Source organism: Pseudomonas sp. P1_C12 (assembly GCF_056406435.1).
The window spans coordinates 133,437-155,778 of the sequence record NZ_JBFUAE010000016.1; the positions used below are offsets into that span (position 1 = coordinate 133,437).

At 60.3% G+C, this 22,342-nt stretch carries 22 protein-coding genes; 7 read left to right on the forward strand and 15 right to left on the reverse strand.

The annotated features are described in order from the left end of the window. Nucleotides 1–199: 199 nt before the first annotated feature. On the reverse strand, nt 200–1,384 hold the full coding sequence (locus AC1D19_RS24125; RefSeq protein WP_477764760.1) for a thiolase family protein: 1,185 nt from the start codon (nt 1,382–1,384) through the stop codon (nt 200–202). A gap of 102 nt (nt 1,385–1,486) precedes the next feature. Further along, nucleotides 1,487–3,010, reverse strand: coding sequence for a polyphosphate:AMP phosphotransferase (gene pap / locus AC1D19_RS24130; protein ID WP_477754911.1), 1,524 nt, complete (start codon nt 3,008–3,010; stop codon nt 1,487–1,489). A 153-nt stretch (nt 3,011–3,163) separates the two neighbouring features. Between pap and mnmC the strand changes: the two genes are divergently transcribed. From mnmC to AC1D19_RS24155, 5 genes are all read left to right on the forward strand, one after another. Beyond that, nucleotides 3,164–5,143: a bifunctional tRNA (5-methylaminomethyl-2-thiouridine)(34)-methyltransferase MnmC2/FAD-dependent 5-carboxymethylaminomethyl-2-thiouridine(34) oxidoreductase MnmC1 gene (gene mnmC, locus AC1D19_RS24135; RefSeq protein ID WP_477764761.1), complete on the forward strand. Its 1,980-nt coding sequence runs from the start codon at nt 3,164–3,166 to the stop codon at nt 5,141–5,143. Between the two features lie 170 nt (nt 5,144–5,313). Continuing rightward, nucleotides 5,314–7,086 (forward strand): N-acetylglutaminylglutamine amidotransferase, encoded by a 1,773-nt coding sequence (locus AC1D19_RS24140; protein WP_477764762.1) that lies wholly within the window; start codon nt 5,314–5,316, stop codon nt 7,084–7,086. Nucleotides 7,087–7,089: 3 nt separating this feature from the next. Continuing rightward, nucleotides 7,090–8,838 (forward strand): N-acetylglutaminylglutamine synthetase, encoded by a 1,749-nt coding sequence (gene ngg, locus AC1D19_RS24145; protein WP_477764763.1) that lies wholly within the window; start codon nt 7,090–7,092, stop codon nt 8,836–8,838. 157 nt (nt 8,839–8,995) lie between these two features. Next, nucleotides 8,996–10,186, forward strand: a complete 1,191-nt coding sequence (locus AC1D19_RS24150) for an osmoprotectant NAGGN system M42 family peptidase (RefSeq protein ID WP_477764764.1) — start codon at nt 8,996–8,998, stop codon at nt 10,184–10,186. A 198-nt stretch (nt 10,187–10,384) separates the two neighbouring features. Beyond that, complete coding sequence (locus tag AC1D19_RS24155; protein ID WP_003199186.1) at nt 10,385–10,612, forward strand: YheU family protein; 228 nt, start codon at nt 10,385–10,387, stop codon at nt 10,610–10,612. Nucleotides 10,613–10,617: 5 nt separating this feature from the next. Here the strand turns inward: AC1D19_RS24155 and csrA are convergent, their stop codons facing one another. From csrA to AC1D19_RS24170, 3 genes are all read right to left on the reverse strand, one after another. Further along, nucleotides 10,618–10,803 (reverse strand): carbon storage regulator CsrA, encoded by a 186-nt coding sequence (gene csrA / locus AC1D19_RS24160; RefSeq protein ID WP_477764765.1) that lies wholly within the window; start codon nt 10,801–10,803, stop codon nt 10,618–10,620. Between the two features lie 154 nt (nt 10,804–10,957). Further along, nucleotides 10,958–11,290: a YnfA family protein gene (locus AC1D19_RS24165; protein ID WP_008004345.1), complete on the reverse strand. Its 333-nt coding sequence runs from the start codon at nt 11,288–11,290 to the stop codon at nt 10,958–10,960. Nucleotides 11,291–11,354: 64 nt separating this feature from the next. After that, a complete protein-coding gene (locus AC1D19_RS24170; RefSeq protein ID WP_477764766.1) occupies nt 11,355–12,170 on the reverse strand; it encodes an SDR family oxidoreductase in 816 nt (271 codons plus the stop codon). Between the two features lie 277 nt (nt 12,171–12,447). Between AC1D19_RS24170 and AC1D19_RS24175 the strand changes: the two genes are divergently transcribed. After that, complete coding sequence (locus AC1D19_RS24175; RefSeq protein ID WP_477754914.1) at nt 12,448–12,606, forward strand: DUF3309 family protein; 159 nt, start codon at nt 12,448–12,450, stop codon at nt 12,604–12,606. 59 nt (nt 12,607–12,665) lie between these two features. On the opposite strand, the gene AC1D19_RS24180 is transcribed toward AC1D19_RS24175, so the two are convergent. From AC1D19_RS24180 to AC1D19_RS24215, 8 genes are all read right to left on the reverse strand, one after another. Then, the gene (locus AC1D19_RS24180) at nt 12,666–14,762 is read right to left on the reverse strand and encodes an LTA synthase family protein (RefSeq protein ID WP_477764767.1); all 2,097 of its coding nucleotides are present in this window, start codon (nt 14,760–14,762) and stop codon (nt 12,666–12,668) included. A gap of 337 nt (nt 14,763–15,099) precedes the next feature. Further along, entirely contained in the window at nt 15,100–15,705 is a 606-nt protein-coding gene (locus tag AC1D19_RS24185; protein ID WP_477759901.1) for an START domain-containing protein, read from the reverse strand. A gap of 96 nt (nt 15,706–15,801) precedes the next feature. Then, a complete protein-coding gene (locus AC1D19_RS24190; RefSeq protein WP_477764768.1) occupies nt 15,802–16,056 on the reverse strand; it encodes a YkgJ family cysteine cluster protein in 255 nt (84 codons plus the stop codon). A gap of 166 nt (nt 16,057–16,222) precedes the next feature. Further along, entirely contained in the window at nt 16,223–16,705 is a 483-nt protein-coding gene (locus AC1D19_RS24195; RefSeq protein ID WP_477753719.1) for a translation initiation factor 2, read from the reverse strand. An 80-nt stretch (nt 16,706–16,785) separates the two neighbouring features. Further along, complete coding sequence (locus tag AC1D19_RS24200) at nt 16,786–18,225, reverse strand: aminotransferase-like domain-containing protein (protein WP_008050371.1); 1,440 nt, start codon at nt 18,223–18,225, stop codon at nt 16,786–16,788. 325 nt (nt 18,226–18,550) lie between these two features. Beyond that, nucleotides 18,551–19,363 (reverse strand): OmpA family protein, encoded by an 813-nt coding sequence (locus tag AC1D19_RS24205; RefSeq protein ID WP_477759902.1) that lies wholly within the window; start codon nt 19,361–19,363, stop codon nt 18,551–18,553. After that, nucleotides 19,360–19,716 (reverse strand): DUF4398 domain-containing protein, encoded by a 357-nt coding sequence (locus AC1D19_RS24210; protein ID WP_108215383.1) that lies wholly within the window; start codon nt 19,714–19,716, stop codon nt 19,360–19,362. The genes AC1D19_RS24205 and AC1D19_RS24210 overlap by 4 nt, the downstream gene beginning before the upstream one ends. Nucleotides 19,717–19,725: 9 nt before the next feature. Next, nucleotides 19,726–20,562 (reverse strand): substrate-binding periplasmic protein, encoded by an 837-nt coding sequence (locus AC1D19_RS24215; protein WP_477764769.1) that lies wholly within the window; start codon nt 20,560–20,562, stop codon nt 19,726–19,728. A 48-nt stretch (nt 20,563–20,610) separates the two neighbouring features. Between AC1D19_RS24215 and AC1D19_RS24220 the strand changes: the two genes are divergently transcribed. Further along, complete coding sequence (locus AC1D19_RS24220) at nt 20,611–20,745, forward strand: hypothetical protein (protein ID WP_477764770.1); 135 nt, start codon at nt 20,611–20,613, stop codon at nt 20,743–20,745. A 10-nt stretch (nt 20,746–20,755) separates the two neighbouring features. Here the strand turns inward: AC1D19_RS24220 and AC1D19_RS24225 are convergent, their stop codons facing one another. Both AC1D19_RS24225 and AC1D19_RS24230 read right to left on the reverse strand, forming a co-directional pair. Next, nucleotides 20,756–21,685 (reverse strand): electron transfer flavoprotein subunit alpha/FixB family protein, encoded by a 930-nt coding sequence (locus AC1D19_RS24225; RefSeq protein WP_223534377.1) that lies wholly within the window; start codon nt 21,683–21,685, stop codon nt 20,756–20,758. Further along, a partial coding sequence (locus AC1D19_RS24230) for an electron transfer flavoprotein subunit beta/FixA family protein (protein ID WP_477764771.1) occupies nt 21,686–22,342 on the reverse strand: 657 nt, incomplete at its 5' end. It lies immediately after the preceding gene.

Consider the following 22,342-nt stretch of genomic DNA (forward strand, 5'->3'; position numbering starts at 1 on the left):
GGGACAGTTGCGGACTGGCCGCGAATGAAACTGTGCGGGTCGTATTTTTTTTGGGGGGTACAACCGAGGTGCGCCCATCGCGAGCAGGCTCGCTCCCACAATGATTAGCGGCGATCACAAATGTTGTGTACGCCACCAAACCTGTGGGAGCGAGCCTGCTCGCGAAAGCTATCTGGCGGACAACGAAAAAACCCTAGGCTTAACGCACCGCCTCAAACAGCCCGGTTGCCCCCATCCCGCCTCCCACGCACATGGTGACGACACCGTAACGCAGATTGCGTCGCTGCAATTCACGAACCAGATGCCCGACCTGACGCGAGCCGGTCATGCCGAACGGGTGGCCGATGGAGATCGAGCCGCCGTTGACGTTGTACCGGGCGTTGTCGATTTCCAGGCGGTTGCGGCTGTACAGGCACTGCGAGGCGAACGCTTCGTTGAGTTCCCACAGGTCGATGTCGTCAATCCGCAAGCCTTTGGCCTTGAGCAGTTTCGGTACCGAAAACACCGGGCCGATGCCCATCTCGTCCGGCGCGCAACCGGCCACGGTAAAACCGCGAAAGAACGCTTTCGGCTTGAGCCCCAGTTCCAGCGCTTTTTCCAGGCTCATCACCAGGGTCATGGACGCGCCATCAGACAGTTGCGAAGAGTTGCCGGCCGTGACCGAGCCATCTTCGGCGAACACCGGCTTCAACCCGGCCAGACTTTCCAGGGTGGTGTCCGGGCGGTTGCAGTCATCACGATCAACGACACCGTCGAGGATCTGCACCTGACCGGTGTTTTTGTCTTCGACGCGATACTTCACCGCCATCGGCACGATTTCATCGCAGAACAGCCCGGCGGCCTGAGCCTGAGCAGTACGCTGCTGGCTTTGCAACGCGTACAGGTCCTGCTCTTCACGGCTGACGCCGTACCGACGCGCGACTATTTCAGCAGTCTGCCCCATTGGGAAGTAGATGCCCGGCACCTGTTCCTTGAGCAGCGGGTTGATCAGGTTGTCGGTATTGACACTTTTCATGGTCATGCTGATGGACTCGACACCGCCGGCGACGATGATGTCGCTGCAACCCGAAGCGATCTGGTTGGCGGCAATGGCGATCGCCTGCAAGCCCGAGGAACAGAAGCGGTTGAGGGTCATGCCGGCCGTGCCGATGCCCAGGCGCGACAGCACCGCGACATTGCGACCGATATTGAAACCCTGGGCGCCTTCGTTGGAACCGGCACCAACGATGCAGTCCTCGACGCTCGCCGGATCGATACCGGAGCGTAGCAACAGTGCATCGACACAGTGTGCCGCCATGTCGTCCGGGCGGGTCATGTTGAATTTGCCGCGAAAGGATTTGGCCAGGCCGGTCCGCACGCTGTCGACGATCACCACTTCACGCATGACATACCTCATTGTTGTTATCAGTTGAGAGTGGACCGAGCATAAGTCCAGCGCTTCACCGACCGCGACAATCATTCACCTCGCGTATGCGCAACCATCGCTTCAATCCTTGTCCTTACGCTTCTTGTTCTCATGCCGGTCGGATTTTTCGAAAGCCTCCTCCAGTGCGCGATTGATGGTGCGCAAGACTTTGACCCGTGCCCAACGCTTGTCGTTGGCTTCCACCAGGGTCCATGGCGCAATCTCGGTGCTGGTACGGTCGACCATGTCGCCAACCGCCGCGCGATAGTCATCCCACTTTTCACGGTTGCGCCAGTCATCGTCAGTGATCTTGAAGCGCTTGAAGGGAATCTTTTCGCGCTCCTCGAAGCGCTCCAGTTGCGTCTGTTTGTCGATGGACAGCCAGAACTTGACCACGATCACCCCGGCATCGGTCAGTTGTTCCTCGAAATCGTTGATCTCGCTGTAGGCACGCAGCCAGTCTGCCGGGCTGCAAAACCCTTCGATGCGCTCCACCAACACCCGGCCATACCAGGAGCGGTCGAACACGGTGAACTTGCCCCGGGCCGGCAGGTGCCGCCAGAAGCGCCACAGATACGGTTGCGCCCGTTCTTCTTCGGTGGGCGCGGCAATCGGCACGATGCTGTACTGGCGCGGATCAAGCGCTGCCGCTACCCGGCGGATCGCCCCGCCCTTGCCAGCCGCGTCGTTGCCTTCGAACACCGCCACCAGCGCGTGGCGGCGCATGCGTTTGTCGCGCATCAACCCGGAAAACCGCGCCTGCTCGGTAATCAGCTGTTCTTCGTAATCTTCCTTGTCCAGGTGCAGGGTCAGGTCCAGGCTGTCGATCAGGTTCACTTGATCGACACTGGGGAACACTGGCGCGGCGCTGACCTTTTCCGGATGGATCGTCGGTCGCTGCAATGCGCCCTGCAGGCCCGCCAGCAGAATCCGCCCCACGGCCAAGCTCCGATAATGGGCATCCACCCCGGCGATCACATGCCACGGTGCATAGTCGCGGCTGGTGCGGCGCAGCACCCGTTCGCCATACTTCACGAACCTGTCGTAGGTTTGCGACTGCTGCCAGTCCAGCGGGCTGATGCGCCAGCTGTGCAGCGGGTCGTCGGCCAGCGCCTTGAGGCGTGCCTTCATTTGCTTCTTGGAGAGGTGAAACCAGAACTTGAAGATCAGCGCACCTTCATCGCACAGCATCTTTTCCAGGCGCTCGGCGCCGTTGATCGCCTGGTCCAGTCGCGGATCCTTGAACACGCCATGGACCCGCCCCTGCAGCATCTGGCTGTACCAGTTGCCGAAGAAAATCCCCATGCGCCCCTTGGCCGGGAGCATCCGCCAGTACCGCCAGGCCGGCGGCCGCGCCAGTTCTTCATCGGTTTGCTGGTCGAAGGTGCGGACCTCGATCAAGCGCGGGTCCATCCACTCGTTGAGCACCTTGATCGTCTCACCCTTACCGGCACCTTCGATGCCATTGATCAAAATGATCACCGGAAAGCGGCGTTGCTGCTGCAATTCGAATTGCGCTTCGAGCAACGCTTCGCGCAGGGCCGGGACTTCGGCGTCGTAGGTTTCTTTGTCAATGGCGTGATCGATTTCAGCAGATTCAAACATGAGCGGCTCCCTTCCAGATGTGAGCAAGACTAGCGGATTGAACTGAAGGTCAGCAGAGATTCTCCCGGTCTCGGCCAATGCATACCTTGCCACGGATCAAGCACCGCGCCGTCGATCGGCTAGAATGGCGGCCTTGCCGTTGCCGAGCCTGCCATGAAACCTGAATTGCCCCACGCCCAGCTCGACTGGGACGACCAAGGTCGTCCGTATTCGCGAGTGTTCGATGATGTGTATTTCTCCGACCAGTCGGGGCTGGACGAAACCCGCTATGTCTTTATCGAGCAAAACCGCTTGGCGGAACGCTTTGCTGCCTTGCCGGAGGGCGGACGCCTGGTCATCGGTGAAACGGGCTTTGGCACGGGACTGAATTTTCTGTGTGCCTGGCAGGTGTTCGAACAACACGCGGCGGCCGGAGCGCGGCTGCATTTTGTCAGCGTCGAAAAGTACCCGTTGAGCCCGGCCGATTTGCAACGAGCCCTGGCGCTGTGGCCGGAACTCAAGGTGTTTGCCGATCAATTGCTGTCGCAGTACGTGGCGATCCATCAGGGTTTTCAGCGCCTGACGCTGGATAACGGTCGCGTGACCCTGACATTGCTGATCGGTGACGCATTAGACCAACTGCCTCAACTCGATGCCCGAATCGACGCCTGGTTCCTCGACGGTTTCGCTCCGGCGAAGAACCCCGACATGTGGACCGCCGAACTGTTTGCCGAGCTGGCTCGCTTGGCCGCCCCTGGTGCATCCATCAGCACTTTCACCAGCACCGGGTGGGTGCGACGCCTGCTCAACGCCGCCGGTTTCAAGATGAAACGTACCCCTGGCATCGGCCACAAATGGGAAATCCTGCGCGGCGAGTTCCTCGGCTGGCCCCAGGAAACGCCGGCCCCGGCCCTGGATAAACCCTGGTTCGCCCGCCCGGCAGCGCTGACCGGCGAGCGCCAGGCTCTAGTGATCGGTGCCGGCCTGGCCGGTTGTGCCAGCGCCGCCAGCCTCGCCGCGCGTGGCTGGCAAGTGACAGTGCTGGAGCGCCACGACGACATCGCCCGGGAAGCCTCGGGCAACCCGCAGGGCGTGCTCTACCTGAAGTTATCCGCCCACGGCACGGCGCTGTCACAAATGATCGTCAGCGGTTTCGGCTACACCCGACGCCTGCTCGAACACTTGCAACGGGGTCGCGACTGGGACGATTGCGGCGTGTTGCAACTGGCCTTCAATGCCAAGGAAGCCGAACGCCAGGCGCAATTGGCCGCGGCGTTTCCAGCGGACTTGCTGCACCTGCTGGATCAACCCGAGGCACAGGCCGTGGCCGGTATCGGGCTGGCACAGGGGGGCCTGTTCTATCCCGAAGGCGGGTGGGTCCACCCACCGGCGCTGTGCCAGTGGCAGGCTGCGCATCCACAGATTCAATTGCTCACCCATCACGATGCGCTGGAACTGCGCAAGGTTGAAGGCCGTTGGCAAGCCTGGGACGGCGAGCGATTGCTTGCCGACGCCCCCGTGGTGGTGCTCGCCGGCGCAGCCGAAATCCAGCGCTTCCCCGAGAGCGCCGAGTTGCCGCTCAAACGCATTCGCGGACAAATCACCCGCCTGGCGCAAACCCCGCAAAGCCAGGCCCTGAGCACCGTGGTGTGTGCAGAAGGCTATGTCGCCCCTGCCCGTTTGGGCGAACACACCCTGGGGGCCAGTTTCGATTTCAAGAGCGATGACCTGACGCCGACCACGGCCGAACACCTGGGCAACATGGCCATGCTCGAAGAGATTTCCCACGATCTGGTCGAGCGTCTACAGACCGATAATCTTGCGCCTGAAAGCCTCCAGGGGCGTGCCGCTTTTCGCTGCACCAGCCCCGACTACTTGCCAATCGTCGGCCCGTTAGCCGACACCCAGGCGTTCACTCAGGCTTATGCAGCGCTGGGCAAGGATGCCCGGCAGGTGCCAGACGCCGAATGCCCATGGCTTGACGGTTTGTACATCAACAGCGGTCACGGCTCGCGCGGCCTGATCACCGCGCCGCTGTCCGGAGAACTGCTGGCAGCCTGGCTGGACAACGAACCCCTGCCGTTGCCCAGAAGCGTGGCCGAAGCCTGCCATCCCAATCGGTTTGCCCTGCGGCGCCTGATCCGGGGCAAGTAATCGATACAGCAGCCGAAGTCGCCCTCACGGGGCGATTCGGCCGTGGTCTGGCGCGCATATAACTCATCGATCTAAAACTCCCCTTACCGAGGAGGGTCACTTTCTGAGTACCCGCCGTTCTGGCGCGGTATCGATCGACCCTCCCCAACGGAAAAACCGGTAAGGAATTTATGTGCGGATTAGCTGGCGAGTTACGTTTTGATCATCAACCTGCAGACCTTGCAGCCATTGAACGAATCACCCATCACCTGGCCCCCCGCGGCCCCGACGCCTGGGGCTTTCATAGCCAGGGGCCTGTTGCCCTGGGCCATCGGCGCCTGAAAATCATGGACCTGTCGGACGGCTCGGCGCAGCCGATGATCGACCCGCAATTGGGCTTGTCCCTGGCCTTCAACGGGGCGATCTACAACTTTCCGGAATTGCGCGCCGAGCTTGAAAGCCTGGGATACACCTTCTATTCCGGTGGCGACACCGAAGTGTTGCTCAAGGGCTATCACGCCTGGGGCGAAGCGCTGCTGCCAAAACTCAACGGCATGTTTGCCTTCGCCGTTTGGGAGCGCGATGCCCAACGCCTGTTCATCGCCCGCGACCGACTCGGCGTGAAACCGCTGTACCTGTCGCGCACCGACCAGCGCCTGCGCTTCGCTTCGGCGCTGCCGGCATTGCTCAAGGGCGGCGACATCAACCCGATCCTCGATCCTGTAGCGCTCAATCACTATCTGAATTTCCACTCCGTGGTCCCGGCACCGCGCACCTTGCTGGCGGGCATTGAAAAACTGCCGCCGGCCACCTGGATGCGCATCGAAGCCGATGGTCGCACCGAACAGAAAACCTGGTGGACCCTGCCCTACGGCCCTCACGCCGATGAGACGGATCTGACCCTCGAAGACTGGCGCGACCGTGTGCTCGTCAGCACTCGCGAAGCTGTTGCCATCCGCCAACGTGCAGCGGTGGATGTCGGCGTGCTCTTGTCCGGCGGCGTCGATTCAAGCCTGCTGGTGGGCCTGTTGCGGGAAGTCGGCGTGGACAATCTGTCGACCTTTTCCATCGGGTTTCAGGATGCGGGCGGCGAGCGCGGTGACGAGTTCCAGTATTCCGACCTGATCGCCCGGCACTACGGCACGCAGCATCACCAATTGCGCATCGAAGAAAAAGAGATCATCGAACAACTGCCCGCCGCATTCCGCGCCATGAGCGAACCGATGGTCAGCCATGACTGCATTGCCTTCTACCTGTTGTCACGGGAGGTGGCCAAACACTGCAAAGTCGTCCAGAGCGGCCAGGGCGCCGATGAACTGTTCGCCGGTTACCACTGGTATCCGCAAGTGGACGGCGCGAGTGATCCGTATGCCGCGTACCGCGAAGCGTTTTTCGACCGCAGTTACGACGACTACGCCGCCACCGTGCAACCGAAATGGCTGACCGCGAATGACGCCGCCGGTGACTTCGTCAAAGCCCATTTCGCCAAGCCCGGTGCCGATGCGGCGGTGGACAAGGCCTTGCGTCTGGACAGCACGGTGATGCTGGTGGACGACCCGGTCAAACGCGTTGACAACATGACCATGGCCTGGGGCCTGGAAGCGCGCACGCCGTTTCTCGACTATCGCCTGGTGGAGCTGTCGGCACGGATTCCGGGGCGCTTCAAACTGCCGGACGGCGGCAAGCACGTCTTGAAAGAAGCCGCGCGACAAGTGATTCCCAGTGAAGTGATCGACCGCAAGAAAGGTTACTTCCCGGTGCCGGGCCTCAAGCATTTGCAGGGCGATACGCTGGAGTGGGTGCGCGAGTTGCTGCTCGATCCCAGCCAGGATCGCGGCCTGTTCCACCCCGCGATGCTCGACCGTCTGCTGACCGATCCACAGGGGCAATTGACACCGTTGCGCGGCTCGAAACTGTGGCAACTGGCGGCGCTCAACCTGTGGCTCAGCGAACAAGGAATCTGACCGATGAAACCTCACGCCACGGCTTTCAGCCAACGTCTGTTGCGCGGCCAGTCACCCTCCTACGAACGCTTGCAGGCACGCCTGGCCGAGGATCGCTGTGAACTCGGCGGGGCGCCGATTGCCGTGCATTGCGGCTGGGGCCGCTTGCTGATCGGCCATACCTTTGCCGATGCCGCGAGCCTCGCCGGGGAGTTGCTCAACGAGCAGCCCGGTGAACGGGACATTGCGCTGTACGTCGCCGCGCCCCAGCAAGTGCTGGGGCTGGAGCCGACGCAGCTGTTTCTCGACCCGTCCGATACCTTGCGCCTGTGGTTCAGTGATTACCGTCAAGCGACCCGGGTGTTTCGCGGTTTTCGCATTCGACGCGCGCAAAGCGATGCCGACTGGCAGGCGATCAATCAGCTGTACCAGGCCCGCGGCATGCTGCCGATCGATGCCACCCGGCTCACTGCGCGCCACCTGGGTGGCCCGGTGTACTGGCTGGCCGAAGACGAGGACAGCGGCGCGGTCATCGGCAGCGTCATGGGCCTCAACCACCACAAGGCCTTCAACGACCCGGAAAACGGCAGCAGTCTGTGGTGCCTGGCGGTCGACCCGCATTGTGCGCGGCCGGGTGTCGGTGAAGTGCTGGTGCGGCATTTGATCGAACACTTCATGAGTCGCGGGCTCGCCTGCCTCGACTTGTCGGTGCTACACGACAACCGCCAGGCGAAAAGCCTCTACGCCAAGCTCGGTTTTCGCAACCTGACGACCTTCGCCATCAAGCGCAAGAACGGCATCAATCAGCCGCTGTTTCTCGGGCCCGGCCCGGAAGCCGCGTTCAACCCGTACGCGCGGATCATTGTCGAGGAAGCACACCGTCGTGGCATCGATGTGCACGTCGATGACGCCGACGCCGGGATGTTCACCCTCAGCCATGGCGGGCGCCGGGTACGCTGCCGTGAATCCCTGAGCGACCTGACCAGCGCCGTCAGCATGACCCTGTGCCAGGACAAAAGCCTGACCCACAAAGTGCTCAGGGCTGCCGGGTTGAACCTGCCGGCGCAGCAACTGGCGGGTAATGCCGATGACAACCTGGCGTTCCTCGATGAACACCAGCGCGTGGTGGTCAAGCCACTGGATGGTGAACAGGGTAAAGGGGTGGCGGTGGATTTGCGTACCCTTGAGGAGGTGCAGCAAGCCATAGAAGCCGCTCGCCACTTCGACAGCCGCGTGCTGCTGGAAGGTTTCCACGAAGGCCTCGACCTGCGCATTGTGGTGATCGGTTTTGAAGTGGTCGCCGCCGCCATTCGCCGGCCGGCCGAAGTAGTCGGCGACGGCCAGCACTCCATCGGCGCATTGATCGAAGCCCAGAGCCGTCGGCGACAGGCGGCCACGGGTGGCGAAAGCAAGATCCCGCAGGACGCGGAAACCCGGCGCACCTTGCAGGCCGCCGGATACGACTACAGCAGCATTCTGCCGGCCGGCGAGCATCTGTTCGTACGACGCACGGCGAATCTTCATACCGGCGGCGTGCTTGAAGACGTCACGGCGATCCTGCACCCGACGCTGCTGGACGCCGCCGTGCGGGCCGCGCGGGCGCTGGACATTCCCATGGTCGGCCTCGACTTGATGGTGTCCGCCGCTGACCAGCCGGACTACGTGTTTATCGAAGCCAACGAACGGGCCGGGCTGGCCAACCACGAACCGCAGCCCACGGCGGAGCGGTTTGTGGATTTGCTGTTTCCGCACAGCCAGCCGGCAGTCTCTTAGTGATGTGTTGCCTGGGCGGACCCCTTCGCGAGCAAGCTCGCTCCTACAGGGGAATGCGTTCCAATGTAGGAGCTGGCTTGCCAGCGAAGGGGCCAGCCCAGGCAACAAAAATCCCCTCATCGAAACCATCGATGGCCTCAATACATCAGGAGTTTCCATGACCTGCAAAATCCCCGAACCGGACCTCGGTTACCTGCAAAAAGTCCTGCTGGAAATGCTCGCCATTCCCAGCCCCACCGGGTTCACCGACACCATCGTGCGCTACGTCGCCGAGCGCCTTGAAGAACTCGGTATTCCCTTCGAGCTGACTCGTCGTGGCACCATCCGCGCCACGCTCAAGGGCAAGAAAAGCAGCCCCGACCGCGCCGTTTCCGCTCACCTGGACACCATCGGCGCGGCGGTGCGTGCGGTGAAGGACAACGGCCGCCTGACCCTCGCGCCGGTCGGCTGCTGGTCCAGCCGCTTTGCCGAAGGCAGTCGGGTCAGCCTGTTTACCGACAATGGCGTGATCCGCGGCAGCGTCTTGCCGCTGATGGCGTCCGGGCACGCGTTCAATACCGCCGTGGATGAGATGCCGATCAGTTGGGATCACATCGAATTGCGCCTGGACGCCTACTGCGCCACCCGTGCCGACTGCGAGTCGCTGGGCATCAGCGTCGGCGATTTCGTCGCCTTCGACCCGTTGCCGGAGTTCACCGAAAGCGGCCACATCAGCGCCCGCCACCTCGACGACAAGGCCGGGGTGGCCGCGCTGCTGGCGGCGCTCAAAGCCATCGTCGACAGTGGCGAAGACCTGATGATCGACTGCCATCCACTGTTCACCATCACCGAGGAAACCGGCAGCGGCGCCGCGGCGGCGTTGCCCTGGGACGTCAGTGAGTTCGTCGGCATCGACATCGCACCGGTCGCGCCAGGCCAACACTCCAGCGAGCACGCGGTATGCATCGCGATGCAGGATTCCGGCGGGCCGTATGACTATCACCTGTCGCGCCACCTCCTGCGCCTGGCCAGCGACAACGAGTTGCCGGCGCGCCGCGACCTGTTCCGCTACTACTTCAGCGACGCACACTCAGCGGTCACCGCCGGCCACGACATTCGCACCGCCCTGCTCGCCTTCGGCTGCGACGCCACCCACGGTTACGAACGCACCCACATCGACAGCCTTGCCGCCCTGAGCCGCCTGCTCGGTGCGTACATCCTCAGCCCGCCCGTGTTTGCCAGCGATGCGCAACCGGCCAAGGGTTCACTGGACCGCTTCAGCCATCAGCTCGAACATGACACACAGATGGAAAGCGATACGCGGGTGCCTTCGGTGGACAGCCTGGTGGGGCAGCGGTCGGAGAACTGATCCGGGCGCTTCATCGCCAGGTAAACCGCTTTCGTCGGAACGCCGCCCGGAGCAAGCCCGCTCCCACAGGGGGAATGCGATCACCTGTGGGAGCGGGCTTGCCCGCGAAGACGCCGGACCAGACAACACATTAGCCCAAGGCTAGCCGCAACAGCCCAATCGCCGTAGCATCGCGCCATTGATCCAACCGAGGTGCCTATGCTGATTCCCCACGACCAACTTGAAGTCGACACCCTCACCCGCCTGATCGAGGATTTCGTGACCCGCGACGGCACGGACAATGGTGACGACACACCACTGGAAACCCGCGTACTGCGCGTACGCCAAGCCTTGACCAAGGGCCAGGCACTGATTGTCTTCGACCCGGAAAGCGAGCAGTGCCAACTGATGCTCAAGCACGACGTGCCCAAGCACCTGTTTGACTGAAGCCTTCAGCGTCCCTTGATCTTCGCCAGTTTGTTCTGGATACGTTCGTAGATTTCCGAGCGGTGAACTTTGACGTCCTGTGGCGCTTCGACGCCAAAGCGAATGTTGTTTCCGTTAATCGCGAGAACGCGCACGGAAATATTTTCACCGATGGAAATGGTTTCGCCCACAACGCGGCTGAGTACGAGCATAAGGAGTGTCCTTCAGGGATTACTGGCCCTTGAAGATGCCCGGCCCGCCGTACGCCTACAATGCTCTGACAGCAATCCAGACCGAACTGACAGCCCTTGACACACCCCGCTTACGGAAAAGTCTGACAGGACGGTTGATTGTAGGGCCGATCTGTCAGGACGCGGAGAATCGCGGTCCGAACAGGATGATGCTCGCACCGATCACACACAGCGCCACGCCAAGCCAGTCCGAACCCAGCGGACGAATCCGCTCGACCACGGCCAACCAGCCGATTGACGCAATGATGTAGATACCACCGTAAGCGGCGTAGGCACGGCCGGCGTAAGTGGCTTCGATCCGGGTCAGCAGCAGGGCGAACAGGGTCAGGCTCAGGAGCGCTGGCACCACCCACCACATGCTTTTACCCTGGCGCAGCCACATCCAGAAGGCAAAGCAACCGGCAATTTCGAACAGCGCGGCGAGGAAAAACCAAAGGTAATTGAGCATGCAAGCGTCTCGCGAGGATGGCCGATGGCGGCCACCCTAACCACAGCGTTGCCTGCGAGCAAGATCAGCTTGCCGATTGCCTGGCCTTGGCGCGCATTTTGTCGGCCATGACGGTCATTTCGTTGTAGAGCAGTTGTGGGTTCTTCTGCTTGAGCGCCCAGGCCATGCGGCCCTGTTCGTGGGGCAGGATCATGAACTCGCCGGCGGCGACCTGCCGGTAGATGTAGTCGGCGATGTCAACGGCGCTGATCGGCGAACTTTCCAGCAACTTGCCGACCTGGGCTTTCATGGCCGGGGTCGGACCGCGGAAGGAGTCCAGCAGGTTGGTCTGGAAGAACGATGGACACACCACATGCACGCCGACTTCCTGATGCGCCAGTTCGATCAGCAGGCTTTCGGACAACGCCACCACGCCCGCCTTGGCCACGTTGTAGTTGCTCATCGCCGGGCCTTGCATCAACGCGGCCATGGACGCGATGTTGATGATCTTGCCTTTGCTTTTTTCCAGCAGCGGCAGGAAAGCCTTGCAGCCCTTGACCACGCCCATCAGGTTGATCGCGATCTGCCAGTCCCAGTCCTCCAGGGACAACTCACTGAAGAACCCGCCAGACGCCACACCCGCGTTATTGACGATGACATCGATGCCGCCGAATTTGACTTCGCAGGCCTGGGCGAACGCCGTCAACTGGCTGTAATCGCGTACGTCACAACGCTGGATAAAACCATCGCCGCCCGCTTCGCGGACCAGCTTGAAGGTTTCCTGCAAACCGGGCTCGCTGACGTCCGACAAGGCCAGTTGCCAGCCTTCACGCGCCCAGCGCAGCGCGATTTCACGACCCAGACCAGAGCCTGCACCAGTGATCATCATGCGATTTTGCATAGCAAACAGCCTTGTTGTTCTCGGAAGATGCACCGAGTGTAGCGAAGGAAATTGCCCGACCCACGCTCCATCAGATTGCTGAATGGCCCGAGCAAACCGCGGGAGCGCCTGAAGTAACTGATGCAACAAAAAAAGATAAAGACCCGTTCGAAATACTTGAAAAAAACCTGGAATTTTCCTGCAAGCGCAAGAGTCGGAATATTTAAGCAGCGCGAATTTACTTCATTCCCGCTGACCTTGATTGGCATGGTCAATTCACTGCATTTTCGACAAGGAAATAGACATGGGCACAATACTAATCATCATTCTGATCCTTTTACTGGTCGGTGGTTTGCCGGTCTTCCCACACTCCAGAAGTTGGGGTTATGGCCCATCCGGAATCATCGGCGTCGTGTTGGTGGTACTGTTGATCCTGCTCTTGCTCGGCCGAATATAAAAATCCGCCAGGCAAAAAAAAGAGGCTCTTGAAGAGCCTCTTTTCCATTGCGTCACAACTTACTGCGGCGTGCCGTGAACTACACCGGCGGTGTTGTCCAGCAGACTCTTGGTCGCGGTTTGCAGGAACGCTTCGAGCTTGAGCTTCAACTCAGCGGTACCCGGTGCATCCGCAATGATCTCGGCATGCGGCGTAGCGCCCATTTCGTACTGGTACAACTTTGGCGCCATGTCCTTTTCCTTCGGCAGTACAAGGATCCGGTCGTCGCTGAGGATGGCCGTGGTCTGCTCGTTACCCGAAGGTTTGATCACACCAAAACCCTTGTCGCCTTCAGGCAGGTTGAGCAGGTCGCGGCCCCAGCACTGCTGGCGAGTTTCGCCGCCCAGGCGGCCCATGATGGTCGGCACGATGTCGATCTGGGTGCCCACGGTGTGGTCACGCTGACCGAACTTCTCCTGGATGCCCGGCGCGATCATCAACATCGGCACGTTGAAGCGGCCCAGGTCCATTTCAGTGATCTGCTGTTCGTTGCCGAAACCGTGGTCACCGACAATGACGAACAGGGTTTCCTTGAAGTACGGCTCCTTGCGGGCCTTTTCAAAGAACTGGCCCAGCGCCCAGTCCGCGTAACGCATGGCGGTCAAGTGCTCGTTCAGGCTGCCGCGATTGGTCACGGGCTCGACCGGCAATGGCGTCGGCAAGGCGTAAGGCGTGTGGTTGGACAGGGTTTGCAGCAAGGCATAGAACGGTTTGCCGTTTTCACGTGCCTTGAGCTCTTGCAGGCTGCGATCGAACATATCCTGGTCGGACACGCCCCATGTAGGGTCGGAGAACACCGGGTTAACGAAGTCGTTACGGCCGATGAAGTTGGTCATGCCCTGGTTGCTGAAGAAACCCGACTGGTTGTCCCAGGCGAAATCACCGTTGTAGACATACACGTCGTCATAGTGACGGGCACTGAGCAACTGCGGCAGGCCAGACAGCTTGTGGCTGCCTTCCGGGGTCTGCATCAGGTATTCGAAACCCGGCAGGTTCGGGAAGCAACCCATGGTGGCAAACATGCCCTGGTGGGTATGAGTACCGTTGGAGAAGAAGCGGTCGAACAGCAGGCCTTCCTTCGACAGTTTGTCGAGGTACGGCGTGATGTTGTCCGGCCCGCCCAAAGCACCCACCGAGTGACCGGCCATGCTTTCCATCAGGATCACGACAACGTTCTTGATCGGCAGCGTCTTGTCGGCCGGCGGCGTGTAATCACGGCGTACGGCGGCAATGTCGGTCTCGACCAGTTTTTCGTCCGGCAGCACCAGCATGTCACGCACGATCTGCTGGGCCTGCTCTTGCGGCAAGGTGGCTTTCCAGATGTTGTCGCGCTCTTCGGACATCCGGCTCTTGGCAGCAGCCACCAATTGCAGGGTACCGTTGAGGCCCAACTGGTTAGCGAAAATCGAGTTGGTGGTGTACACGTCACCCCAACGTAATGGCGGGCCCTGACGCAGGGTGCCACGAGCGGCGACCACGCAGATCAGCAAGCAAACCACGAACACCGCGATGCGCGCATACCACGGGGCAACCTGGCGCGTGCCGATGCTACCACCACTGAATGGGCCACGGGGACGGGTTGCACGGTCGGCGCCCTTGAATGCCAGGCTCAGGATCCAGGTGCCCACGGCCCATGCCAGCAGGTAACGAACCACCGGGAAACCGTACCAGAGCATGCTCATCACGGTTTTCGGATCTTCCTTGACGTACTGGAAGACCAGGCCGTTGAGGCGCTGGTGGAACTCACGGTAGAAGTCCATCTCCATCAGGCCCAGGAACAGCGCAATGCTGGAGACGATCGTCAACCAGAGACGGAACAGCCCGCGTGCGGCCATGGCCCGGGCGCTGAACAGTGCCAGCAGCAAGGGAATGCTGAGATAGACCACCAGACGCAGGTCGAAACGCAGACCGTTGGCGAATGCCTCGAGAAAGGTCGAGGCCGGTGTGTCGAGGATCATCGAGCGGTTGTAAACCAGCAGCGCGACGCGCAGCAGGCTGAACATGACCATCATGACCAGGGCACACAACAGCGTGTAGGCCAGATGCGATTTGACGGTCGGTTGCAGCAGGCGACTACTAGAGGCTCGCTGCTGATTCAGGGCGTCCGGGATTGCCATGTCGTTTTAGGACCCATTGGAAGTTAAAGTTTCAAAAATACAGCTGCGCCTTGCCCTCTTTTCGGCCCGTACAAGGCCTGGGGGTTTGCGCGGTGCGCAAATGTTGCACGATCAACGGCTGCATTGCCATTGATTACTACCCTCATCCCGACTGTTTCATCCTGCATTCAGCAGTACGCAGCGCGTTACGGGAGAGCCGGCGAATTGTCTTGGAGAGTGGCTGAAAATTTCGTGCAACGCATATCCGGAAACAATTTAAAGCCTGCGCACCGGTCAAAAACGCAAACGCCCCGATCGAGTCGGGGCGTTACGAAGTCACCTTAAAAGAGCGATAAAGTTACTTCTCGGCGCGTTCCTTGAGGGCTTTCAAGGTATTGAACGGGGCATCCACCACAAACTTGTTGGCCACCATCGACGGCACGCTGCCGCCCGGCTCGGTGTGCACCTGATAGGTCACTTCGACCTGGTCGCCCTTGGGCACGAACTTCCAGAAACCGTCGACCTTGGCGACCCGGACGAAGCCTTTTTCTTCAGGAATGTATTTTGGTACGCCTTCGAGCTTGCGGGTCAGGCTGCCATCGGCGCCTTCGATGGTGGTGACGTGCAGCACCGAATCACGCGGAGTAACCGGCCACGGGGTGTTGAACTGAGTGTAGGTCCAGCTCTGGTCACCTTCGTGCTTGAGCAGCTTCTGGGTTTTGCATTCGTGAATCCAGGCGCAGGCTCCGGACACGTCTTCCTGCAACGCGCGCAGCTTGGCTATGGTGGTTTTCATCAGCGTGACGCCCTGGTAGGCCTTGTAGTCGGAGCCGGCCACTTCACTCAGGGAGATCTTGATGCCGTCTTCGTCTTTTTTGACTTTCCAGTCTTCGGCCTGGGCCGTCGAAGTGGCCAGCACAACCGTCAAACCACACAGCACAGCAATACGATGCAGCGAACCCATAGTCTTATTCCTTATTGTTTAAGTTACGTTCGTTGGGCTTGCACCTCCGATCACCTTCAGGTTTTTCGGAGGTGATCGGAGGTGCAAGCCCACACATCACGCCGCCGTCATTTGCTCCCACCAGCCAATCAACCGGATCGCTTCTTCACTGCTGCCTCCGCACATCTCGGGGTCGGCCTCGAAGGCAGAACACACCGCCGGCCGTTCCGGCTGGCCGAAAATATTGCACAGGTTATCGGAGGAAAGTTGCAGGCAACGCTCCCCTGCGGCTTTGCCGTTGGGCATACCGGGAATCGGTGAACTGATGGAAGGGGCAATGCAACAAGCGCCACAGCCCTCACGGCATTTCATGACGACAAGCTCCTCGCGACGAGCAATGTGTAAAAGGACGGGGCACAGAGTACCCGCTTAAACAGTTGTTTTAAATTACCTGCGAGCGGGTTTTTCAATGCAAACGAACATGACCGACCAGTCGCCGACAAAGCGTCTGGTCTGCGGTTCGCGGATCCTGGTGAGGTTACTGCTTGAACTCGAAATCCAGCGCCGCACCTTCGACCTCGCGGCGTTCTTCCTTTCGCAGTTGCAGCTGCATTTCATTGGTGAGCAGGCGGCCGTTGAGCTGGAACGGGCTGCTGCCGCTTTTGTCACCGAACATCTGGGGTAACAATGGTTCGCGCCTGGACAACGGCACCGTTCCGATCGGCTTCAGCTCCTGAACCATATCCTTGGGCAGGCTCAGGTCCAACTTGGCGGATGGAAGCTCGGTCTTGACAACTTCGCTGGCCGGTTTCGATTTGGAGGCAATGGGCTGGCGCTTTTTCACGGGCGTCGCCGGTTTCTCGGCCGGCGAGGCTTTTTTCACAGGTTCGGGTTTTATCGGTGCGACGTGGAAACTGCCGGTGGCCTCCTGATCCTGCTCGGTAGCCGCTACGACGAATGCCGGCTGAATACTCGCAATCAGGCAGAGCAAAAGCCAGGCGGCAGGAAAAGTCGGTTTCATGTATCCCACGGTGGGTGCAAACGGCAGAGGTGCATATGCTCCCCTGTTGCAGCCCACAAGACAAGCACCGTAGCAGCCTGTTACAAACCGCCCGCCATCTCCTGGCAGAGCTGGGTGGCCAGCATGCCCAGGGTCATCAACGCGCGCTCGGCTTCACGATTCCACGGGATGCCGCAATTGAGGCGAATGCAGTGATTGAACTGCTCGGTGTTACTGAAGATCAGCCCCGGCGCAATACTGATGCCCTGCTGCAATGCCCGCACGTGCAACTCCTGAGTGTTGACCCGTCCCGGCAGACTGACCCACAGAATGAAGCCACCGGTAGGCCGGGTCATCTGCGTGCCTTCCGGGAAATACTGCTGCACGGCCAGTTGGAAGGCGCTGAGGTTTTTCCGGTATTCCTGACGGATGAAGCGCAAATGCCGGTCGTACCCACCATTTTCCAGGTAAGCGGCAATGCCCATCTGGGTCACGCTGCACGCAGAATGCGTGCTGAAGGTCTGCAAGCGCTGGATTTCCTGCTGATACTTGCCGGCAATCATCCAGCCGATCCGCACGCCAGGCGACAGGGTTTTAGAGAAGCTCGAGCAATAGATCACCCGATCCAGCCGATCGTAGGCCTTGAGGGACTTGGTGCGCCCCTGTTCGAACATCAGCTCACCGTAGATATCGTCTTCGACAATCTGGATATCGAAGTCCGACGCCAGGCGCAGCAATTGTTTCTGCCGCTCCTCCGGCATGGTGCCGCCCAATGGATTGCTCAGACGGGTGGTCAACACCAACGCCTTGATCGACCATTGGTTGGCCGCCAGTTGCAGGGCTTCCAGGCTCATGCCCGTGGCCGGATCGCTGGGGATCTCGATGACCTTGAGGCCCAACAGGTCGGCCAGTTGCAGCAACCCGTAATAAGTCGGCGATTCGGCCGCGATCAGATCGCCCGGACGGGTCAGCACACGCAAGGACATCTGCAGCGCATCGACGCAACCGTGGGTGATCACCACTTCCGACGGATCGACCACCACGCCGGCATCGCGCATGCGGATCGCCACCTGTCGGCGCAACGGTTCGAAACCGGGGCTGAACATGTAGCTGAAGGCCCGCGGACTATGGAAACGGGTGACTTTGGCCAATTGCTGATGCAGTGCCCGCACCGGCAAATAATCGACACTCGGCACTGCAGCGCCCAGCGGGAAGACACCTTCACGACGGGATTCGACCAGGACTTGTTGAATGATGCTACTGCGGGTGACCAGGCCGGGGCGCTCGACCCGGGCGATGTCCGGCGTCGGTGCGGTGAGGGCCGGCGTCTGGTGCACGTAGTAACCCGACTGCGGCCGGGCGCGGATCAACCCCTGATCCTCGAGATTGGCATACGCCTGCAACACCGTCGCATGGCTGACATTGAGCTGCGAGCTCATCTTGCGCACCGAAGGTACGCGCTCCCCCGGCTGATAGACCCCACGGCGGATGTCTTCGGCCAGTTGTTGAGCAATACGTTGATAGAGCAAAAGATTGGTCATGACGCAGCACTCGATTTCACGGGCATTTTATTCTTGTGTGAAACAATACCGGAACAGTTTAGAAGTGTACGGGGACAGTTGCCACAATAGTCGACCATACAGTGCAGTGTCAGCAAAATCTGTACTGTTTTGCGCGGTAATCGGCAGGTATAAAAAAACCCGGCGCTGCATGGCAGGCCGGGCTGTAGGACTGTAGGAGCTGTCGAGTGAAACGAGGCTGCGATCTTTTCGAGTTCACTTGAGTATCAAGAGCAAGATCAACAGATCGCAGCCTCGTTTCACTCCGCAGCTCCTCCAGGGTGCATAGCGCAACCCTGGAGCAGCCTTAGCGGGCAGCGCCGAGCTGGCCCTTTTCGTCGGAAAACACAATTTCCACCCGACGGTTCTGCGCACGGCCCCGTTCCGACGCATTCGCGTCCACGGGATACTCGTCGCCATAACCCTCGACCTGAATACGCTTGTCGTCGATGCCCAGGTCCATCAACACATCAGCCACCGATTGTGCGCGGTCGCGGGACAGCTTGAGGTTTTCCTGCTTGCCCCCGGTACTGTCCGTATAACCTTCGATCCGTACCACACGCTTGGGATTGAGTTGCAGGAACTGCACGATCTTCAACACCACACGGTTGGCCGAAGGTTTCAATTCCGCTTCGCCGGTGTCGAACAGCATGTCACCCAATGTCATCACCAGGCCACGGTCGGTCTGGGTGGTCGTCAATGCCAGGATCTGCTCTTCGAGCCATTTGCCTTGCTGCTGCACGCTGAACAGTTTGGATTCACGCAGTGCCAGTTGCAGGCGCTGCCGCTCCAGTTCAAGCTTCGCCGCTTGCTCTTCGTTGAGCGCCTGATCGGTGTGTTCCCGGGCAATGGCGCTATAGCGCTGGCTCAGGTAGGCGTAATGCACCACGTCCGAACCGCTACCCCAATAGCTGGACAGGCGATCGGCACGGGCCAGGGACTCCCCGGCGCGAATCACGTCCTTGGGGGCGATTCGCAGCACATTGGAGTCTTCCTTGACCTTCTGAAAATCGGCTCCAGCCTGCTGCAATGCGGTCTCGCTGTGCTGGCTGGCGCAACCAGACAGGCTCGCGCAGCCTGCCAGGATCAAACCGCCGAGGGCTTTGCTCTTGAGGCTCATTCGGCATCTCCCAGTTGCTTTTGCAGGCGGGCGATGCGGGTGTTCAGCACGTTCAACTGCTCCTCGCTCTTGGCCTTCAACACCTTGGCTTCAGCCAGGCGCGCATCGAGTTCGGCCTGTTCGGCCCGCATCCGCGCATTCTTGAAGGATTGATCGGTCATATTGCCCTTGGCACGATTGTACTTGTCCTCGGCCAGTTTCATTTCCGGCACATCGTCGGCGGTGGCGCCCACGGCCTTGGCCTGTTCGAGTGCCTGTTCGGTCAGGCGCATCTGTTCATTCGGCGCAGGATCGGTTGCACAACCCGCCAGGACCACAAAGGCCACGGCAGCGAAAAGAGGTCGAATACTCACTAGATATCCCTACTGTTTTGGGGCACTGACGGGTTGTTGCGAGGGTTGCTGCGGTTGTGAGCGTTGTGCCTTCCAACGCTCGATATTGCGCATCAGCACGGCTTCCGTCAGTCCGAACGCGGGCAATTCTGTCATCTTTTTGGCCAACTGTCCGCGCAACCACGGATCGTTGCAGGCCGAGTCATGGGAAATCGCCAGGTACAGGCCAGGCTTGTCGACCGGTTGCGAGCGAGTGACCAAATCACCGGCCATGCCCAGTGTCTGTGCGGTCGCCATGCCCGAGTAACGTCCTGCCAGCACAAACTCGACCTCGCCCAACAGCAGTTTCTGAAAGGCCTGGGTCAGGTTGGACGTGTGCGTGAGGGTTAACTGCTGTCCGGCAAAGGTGCTGAATTGCGGAGTCAATCGAGCCTTTTCCGACACGGCACCGGAATGGCCGTGCAGGTCCTGTGCTTCGTTGTAGACCAGCGTCGAGTCCTTGCGCGTCCAGACCAGATAGTCGTTTTCCAGCACGGGTGGATGGATGTAATCCAGGGAATCCAGCTCACTGACGGTCAACGTCGCGTCCGCCAGCATGTCCATGCGCCCGCTGCGCACTTCGTCCAGGGCCTGGGCGCGTTTGCCGGCATACAGCAGTTCGACCTTGAGCCCCAACTCCCCCGCCACTTGCTGCAGCAAATCGGCGCTGGCACCGATCAGGTGTTCGGGATTCCGCGGGTCTTGCCACAGATACGGTGGCGCGTCCGGGCTACCAGTCACCACCAGGCGTTCGCATTTGCCTGCGGCGAAAGACAGCGCGGGCAATAGCGTCAATCCCAGCAAACTCCACACAAGGCGCAGATCCATGGCTACACACTCCACTCATACCCGGTTATGCCCCTTGTAGGAGCGAGCTTGCTCGCGATGAACGTTAACGATGACGCGTTCATTCTGGAAAAACGCGGCGCATTTGAGTCCATCGCGAGCAAGCTCGCTCCTACAGAAGAGCAAAAAAAAACCCGGCCAAAAGGCCGGGCTCTTTATAAGTGAAGCAGCCGGATTAGACCAGCTTCTCGAACTCAGGGATGGCTTCGAACAGGTCTGCCACCAGGCCATAATCGGCCACCTGGAAGATCGGCGCTTCTTCGTCCTTGTTGATCGCAACGATCACTTTGGAGTCTTTCATGCCGGCCAGGTGCTGGATCGCGCCGGAGATACCGACGGCGATGTACAGCTGTGGAGCAACGATCTTGCCGGTCTGACCGACCTGCATGTCGTTCGGAACAAAACCTGCGTCGACCGCGGCGCGTGAAGCACCGACAGCAGCGCCGAGCTTGTCGGCCAGGGCGTACAGGTGTTTGAAGTTGTCGCCGTTCTGCATGCCGCGCCCGCCGGAAACGACGATCTTGGCAGCGGTCAGTTCCGGACGATCGGACTTGGCCAGCTCTTCGCCAACGAAGCTGGAGATGCCAGCGTCGTGGGCAGCAGCAACGGCTTCAACGGCAGCGGAGCCACCTTCAGCAGCTACCGGGTCGAAACCGGTGGCACGCACGGTGATCACTTTGACCGCAGCGTTCGATTGAACGGTAGCGATGGCGTTACCGGCATAGATCGGACGCTTGAAGGTGTCGGCGCTTTCTACCGAGATGATCTCGGAGATCTGGTCAACGTCCAGTGCAGCGGCAACGCGTGGCAGGATGTTTTTGCCGTTGGAAGTAGCGGCAGCCAGGATGTGGCTGTAGCCCTTGCCCAACTCTGCAACCAGCGGAGCAACGTTTTCCGGCAGCTGGTGAGCGTAGGCAGCGTTATCAGCTACCAGCACTTTAGCCACGCCAGCGACTTTCGCAGCGGCTTCAGCCACGGCGCCAGCACCCTGGCCAGCGACCAGAACGTGGATGTCACCACCGATTTTGGCGGCAGCAGCAACGGTGTTCAGCGTGGCCGGAGCCAGCACTTTGTTGTCGTGTTCAGCAATAACCAAGATAGTCATTTAGATTACCTTCGCTTCGTTTTTCAGTTTCTCGACCAGTTCAGCCACCGACTTGACCTTGATACCCGCGCTGCGTGCAGCCGGCGCTTCGACTTTCAGGGTCTTGTTAGTGGAGGCGGTGGAAACGCCCAAAGCATCCGGAGTCAGCACTTCGAGAGGCTTCTTCTTGGCTTTCATGATGTTTGGCAGAGACGCGTAGCGCGGCTCGTTCAAACGCAGGTCGGTGGTGACGATGGCCGGCAATTTCAGGGAAACCGTCTGCGCGCCGCCGTCGACTTCACGGGTAACAGCGACGCTGTCGCCGCTGATTTCGACTTTCGAAGCGAACGTGCCCTGACCGTAGCCGCTCAATGCAGCGAGCATCTGGCCAGTCTGGTTGTTGTCGCTGTCGATGGCCTGTTTGCCAAGGATCACCAGCTGAGGCTGTTCCTTGTCGACAACAGCTTTCAACAGTTTGGCAACAGCCAGGGAAGTCAGGTCTTCGGCGGACTCGACGAGGATGGCGCGGTCGGCACCCAGAGCCAGCGCGGTGCGCAGTTGCTCTTGAGCGGTGGACGGGCCTACGGAGACGACGACGATTTCAGTCGCAACACCCTTCTCTTTCAGGCGTACGGCTTCTTCCACGGCGATTTCGCAGAACGGGTTCATCGACATCTT

What these genes read in the sequence shown, in the direction of transcription:
- AC1D19_RS24165 (WP_008004345.1), bottom strand. Translation starts at nt 11,290, where the DNA reads ATGCTCAATTACCTTTGGTTTTTCCTCGCCGCGCTGTTCGAAATTGCC.
- AC1D19_RS24140 (WP_477764762.1), top strand. Translation starts at nt 5,314, where the DNA reads ATGTGCGGATTAGCTGGCGAGTTACGTTTTGATCATCAACCTGCAGAC.
- AC1D19_RS24180 (WP_477764767.1), bottom strand. Translation starts at nt 14,762, where the DNA reads ATGGCAATCCCGGACGCCCTGAATCAGCAGCGAGCCTCTAGTAGTCGC.
- ngg (WP_477764763.1), top strand. Translation starts at nt 7,090, where the DNA reads ATGAAACCTCACGCCACGGCTTTCAGCCAACGTCTGTTGCGCGGCCAG.
- pap (WP_477754911.1), bottom strand. Translation starts at nt 3,010, where the DNA reads ATGTTTGAATCTGCTGAAATCGATCACGCCATTGACAAAGAAACCTAC.
- AC1D19_RS24190 (WP_477764768.1), bottom strand. Translation starts at nt 16,056, where the DNA reads ATGAAATGCCGTGAGGGCTGTGGCGCTTGTTGCATTGCCCCTTCCATC.
- AC1D19_RS24155 (WP_003199186.1), top strand. Translation starts at nt 10,385, where the DNA reads ATGCTGATTCCCCACGACCAACTTGAAGTCGACACCCTCACCCGCCTG.
- AC1D19_RS24170 (WP_477764766.1), bottom strand. Translation starts at nt 12,170, where the DNA reads ATGCAAAATCGCATGATGATCACTGGTGCAGGCTCTGGTCTGGGTCGT.
- mnmC (WP_477764761.1), top strand. Translation starts at nt 3,164, where the DNA reads ATGAAACCTGAATTGCCCCACGCCCAGCTCGACTGGGACGACCAAGGT.
- AC1D19_RS24225 (WP_223534377.1), bottom strand. Translation starts at nt 21,685, where the DNA reads ATGACTATCTTGGTTATTGCTGAACACGACAACAAAGTGCTGGCTCCG.
- AC1D19_RS24215 (WP_477764769.1), bottom strand. Translation starts at nt 20,562, where the DNA reads ATGGATCTGCGCCTTGTGTGGAGTTTGCTGGGATTGACGCTATTGCCC.
- AC1D19_RS24205 (WP_477759902.1), bottom strand. Translation starts at nt 19,363, where the DNA reads ATGAGCCTCAAGAGCAAAGCCCTCGGCGGTTTGATCCTGGCAGGCTGC.
- AC1D19_RS24150 (WP_477764764.1), top strand. Translation starts at nt 8,996, where the DNA reads ATGACCTGCAAAATCCCCGAACCGGACCTCGGTTACCTGCAAAAAGTC.
- csrA (WP_477764765.1), bottom strand. Translation starts at nt 10,803, where the DNA reads ATGCTCGTACTCAGCCGCGTTGTGGGCGAAACCATTTCCATCGGTGAA.
- AC1D19_RS24185 (WP_477759901.1), bottom strand. Translation starts at nt 15,705, where the DNA reads ATGGGTTCGCTGCATCGTATTGCTGTGCTGTGTGGTTTGACGGTTGTG.
- AC1D19_RS24125 (WP_477764760.1), bottom strand. Translation starts at nt 1,384, where the DNA reads ATGCGTGAAGTGGTGATCGTCGACAGCGTGCGGACCGGCCTGGCCAAA.
- AC1D19_RS24195 (WP_477753719.1), bottom strand. Translation starts at nt 16,705, where the DNA reads ATGAAACCGACTTTTCCTGCCGCCTGGCTTTTGCTCTGCCTGATTGCG.
- AC1D19_RS24200 (WP_008050371.1), bottom strand. Translation starts at nt 18,225, where the DNA reads ATGACCAATCTTTTGCTCTATCAACGTATTGCTCAACAACTGGCCGAA.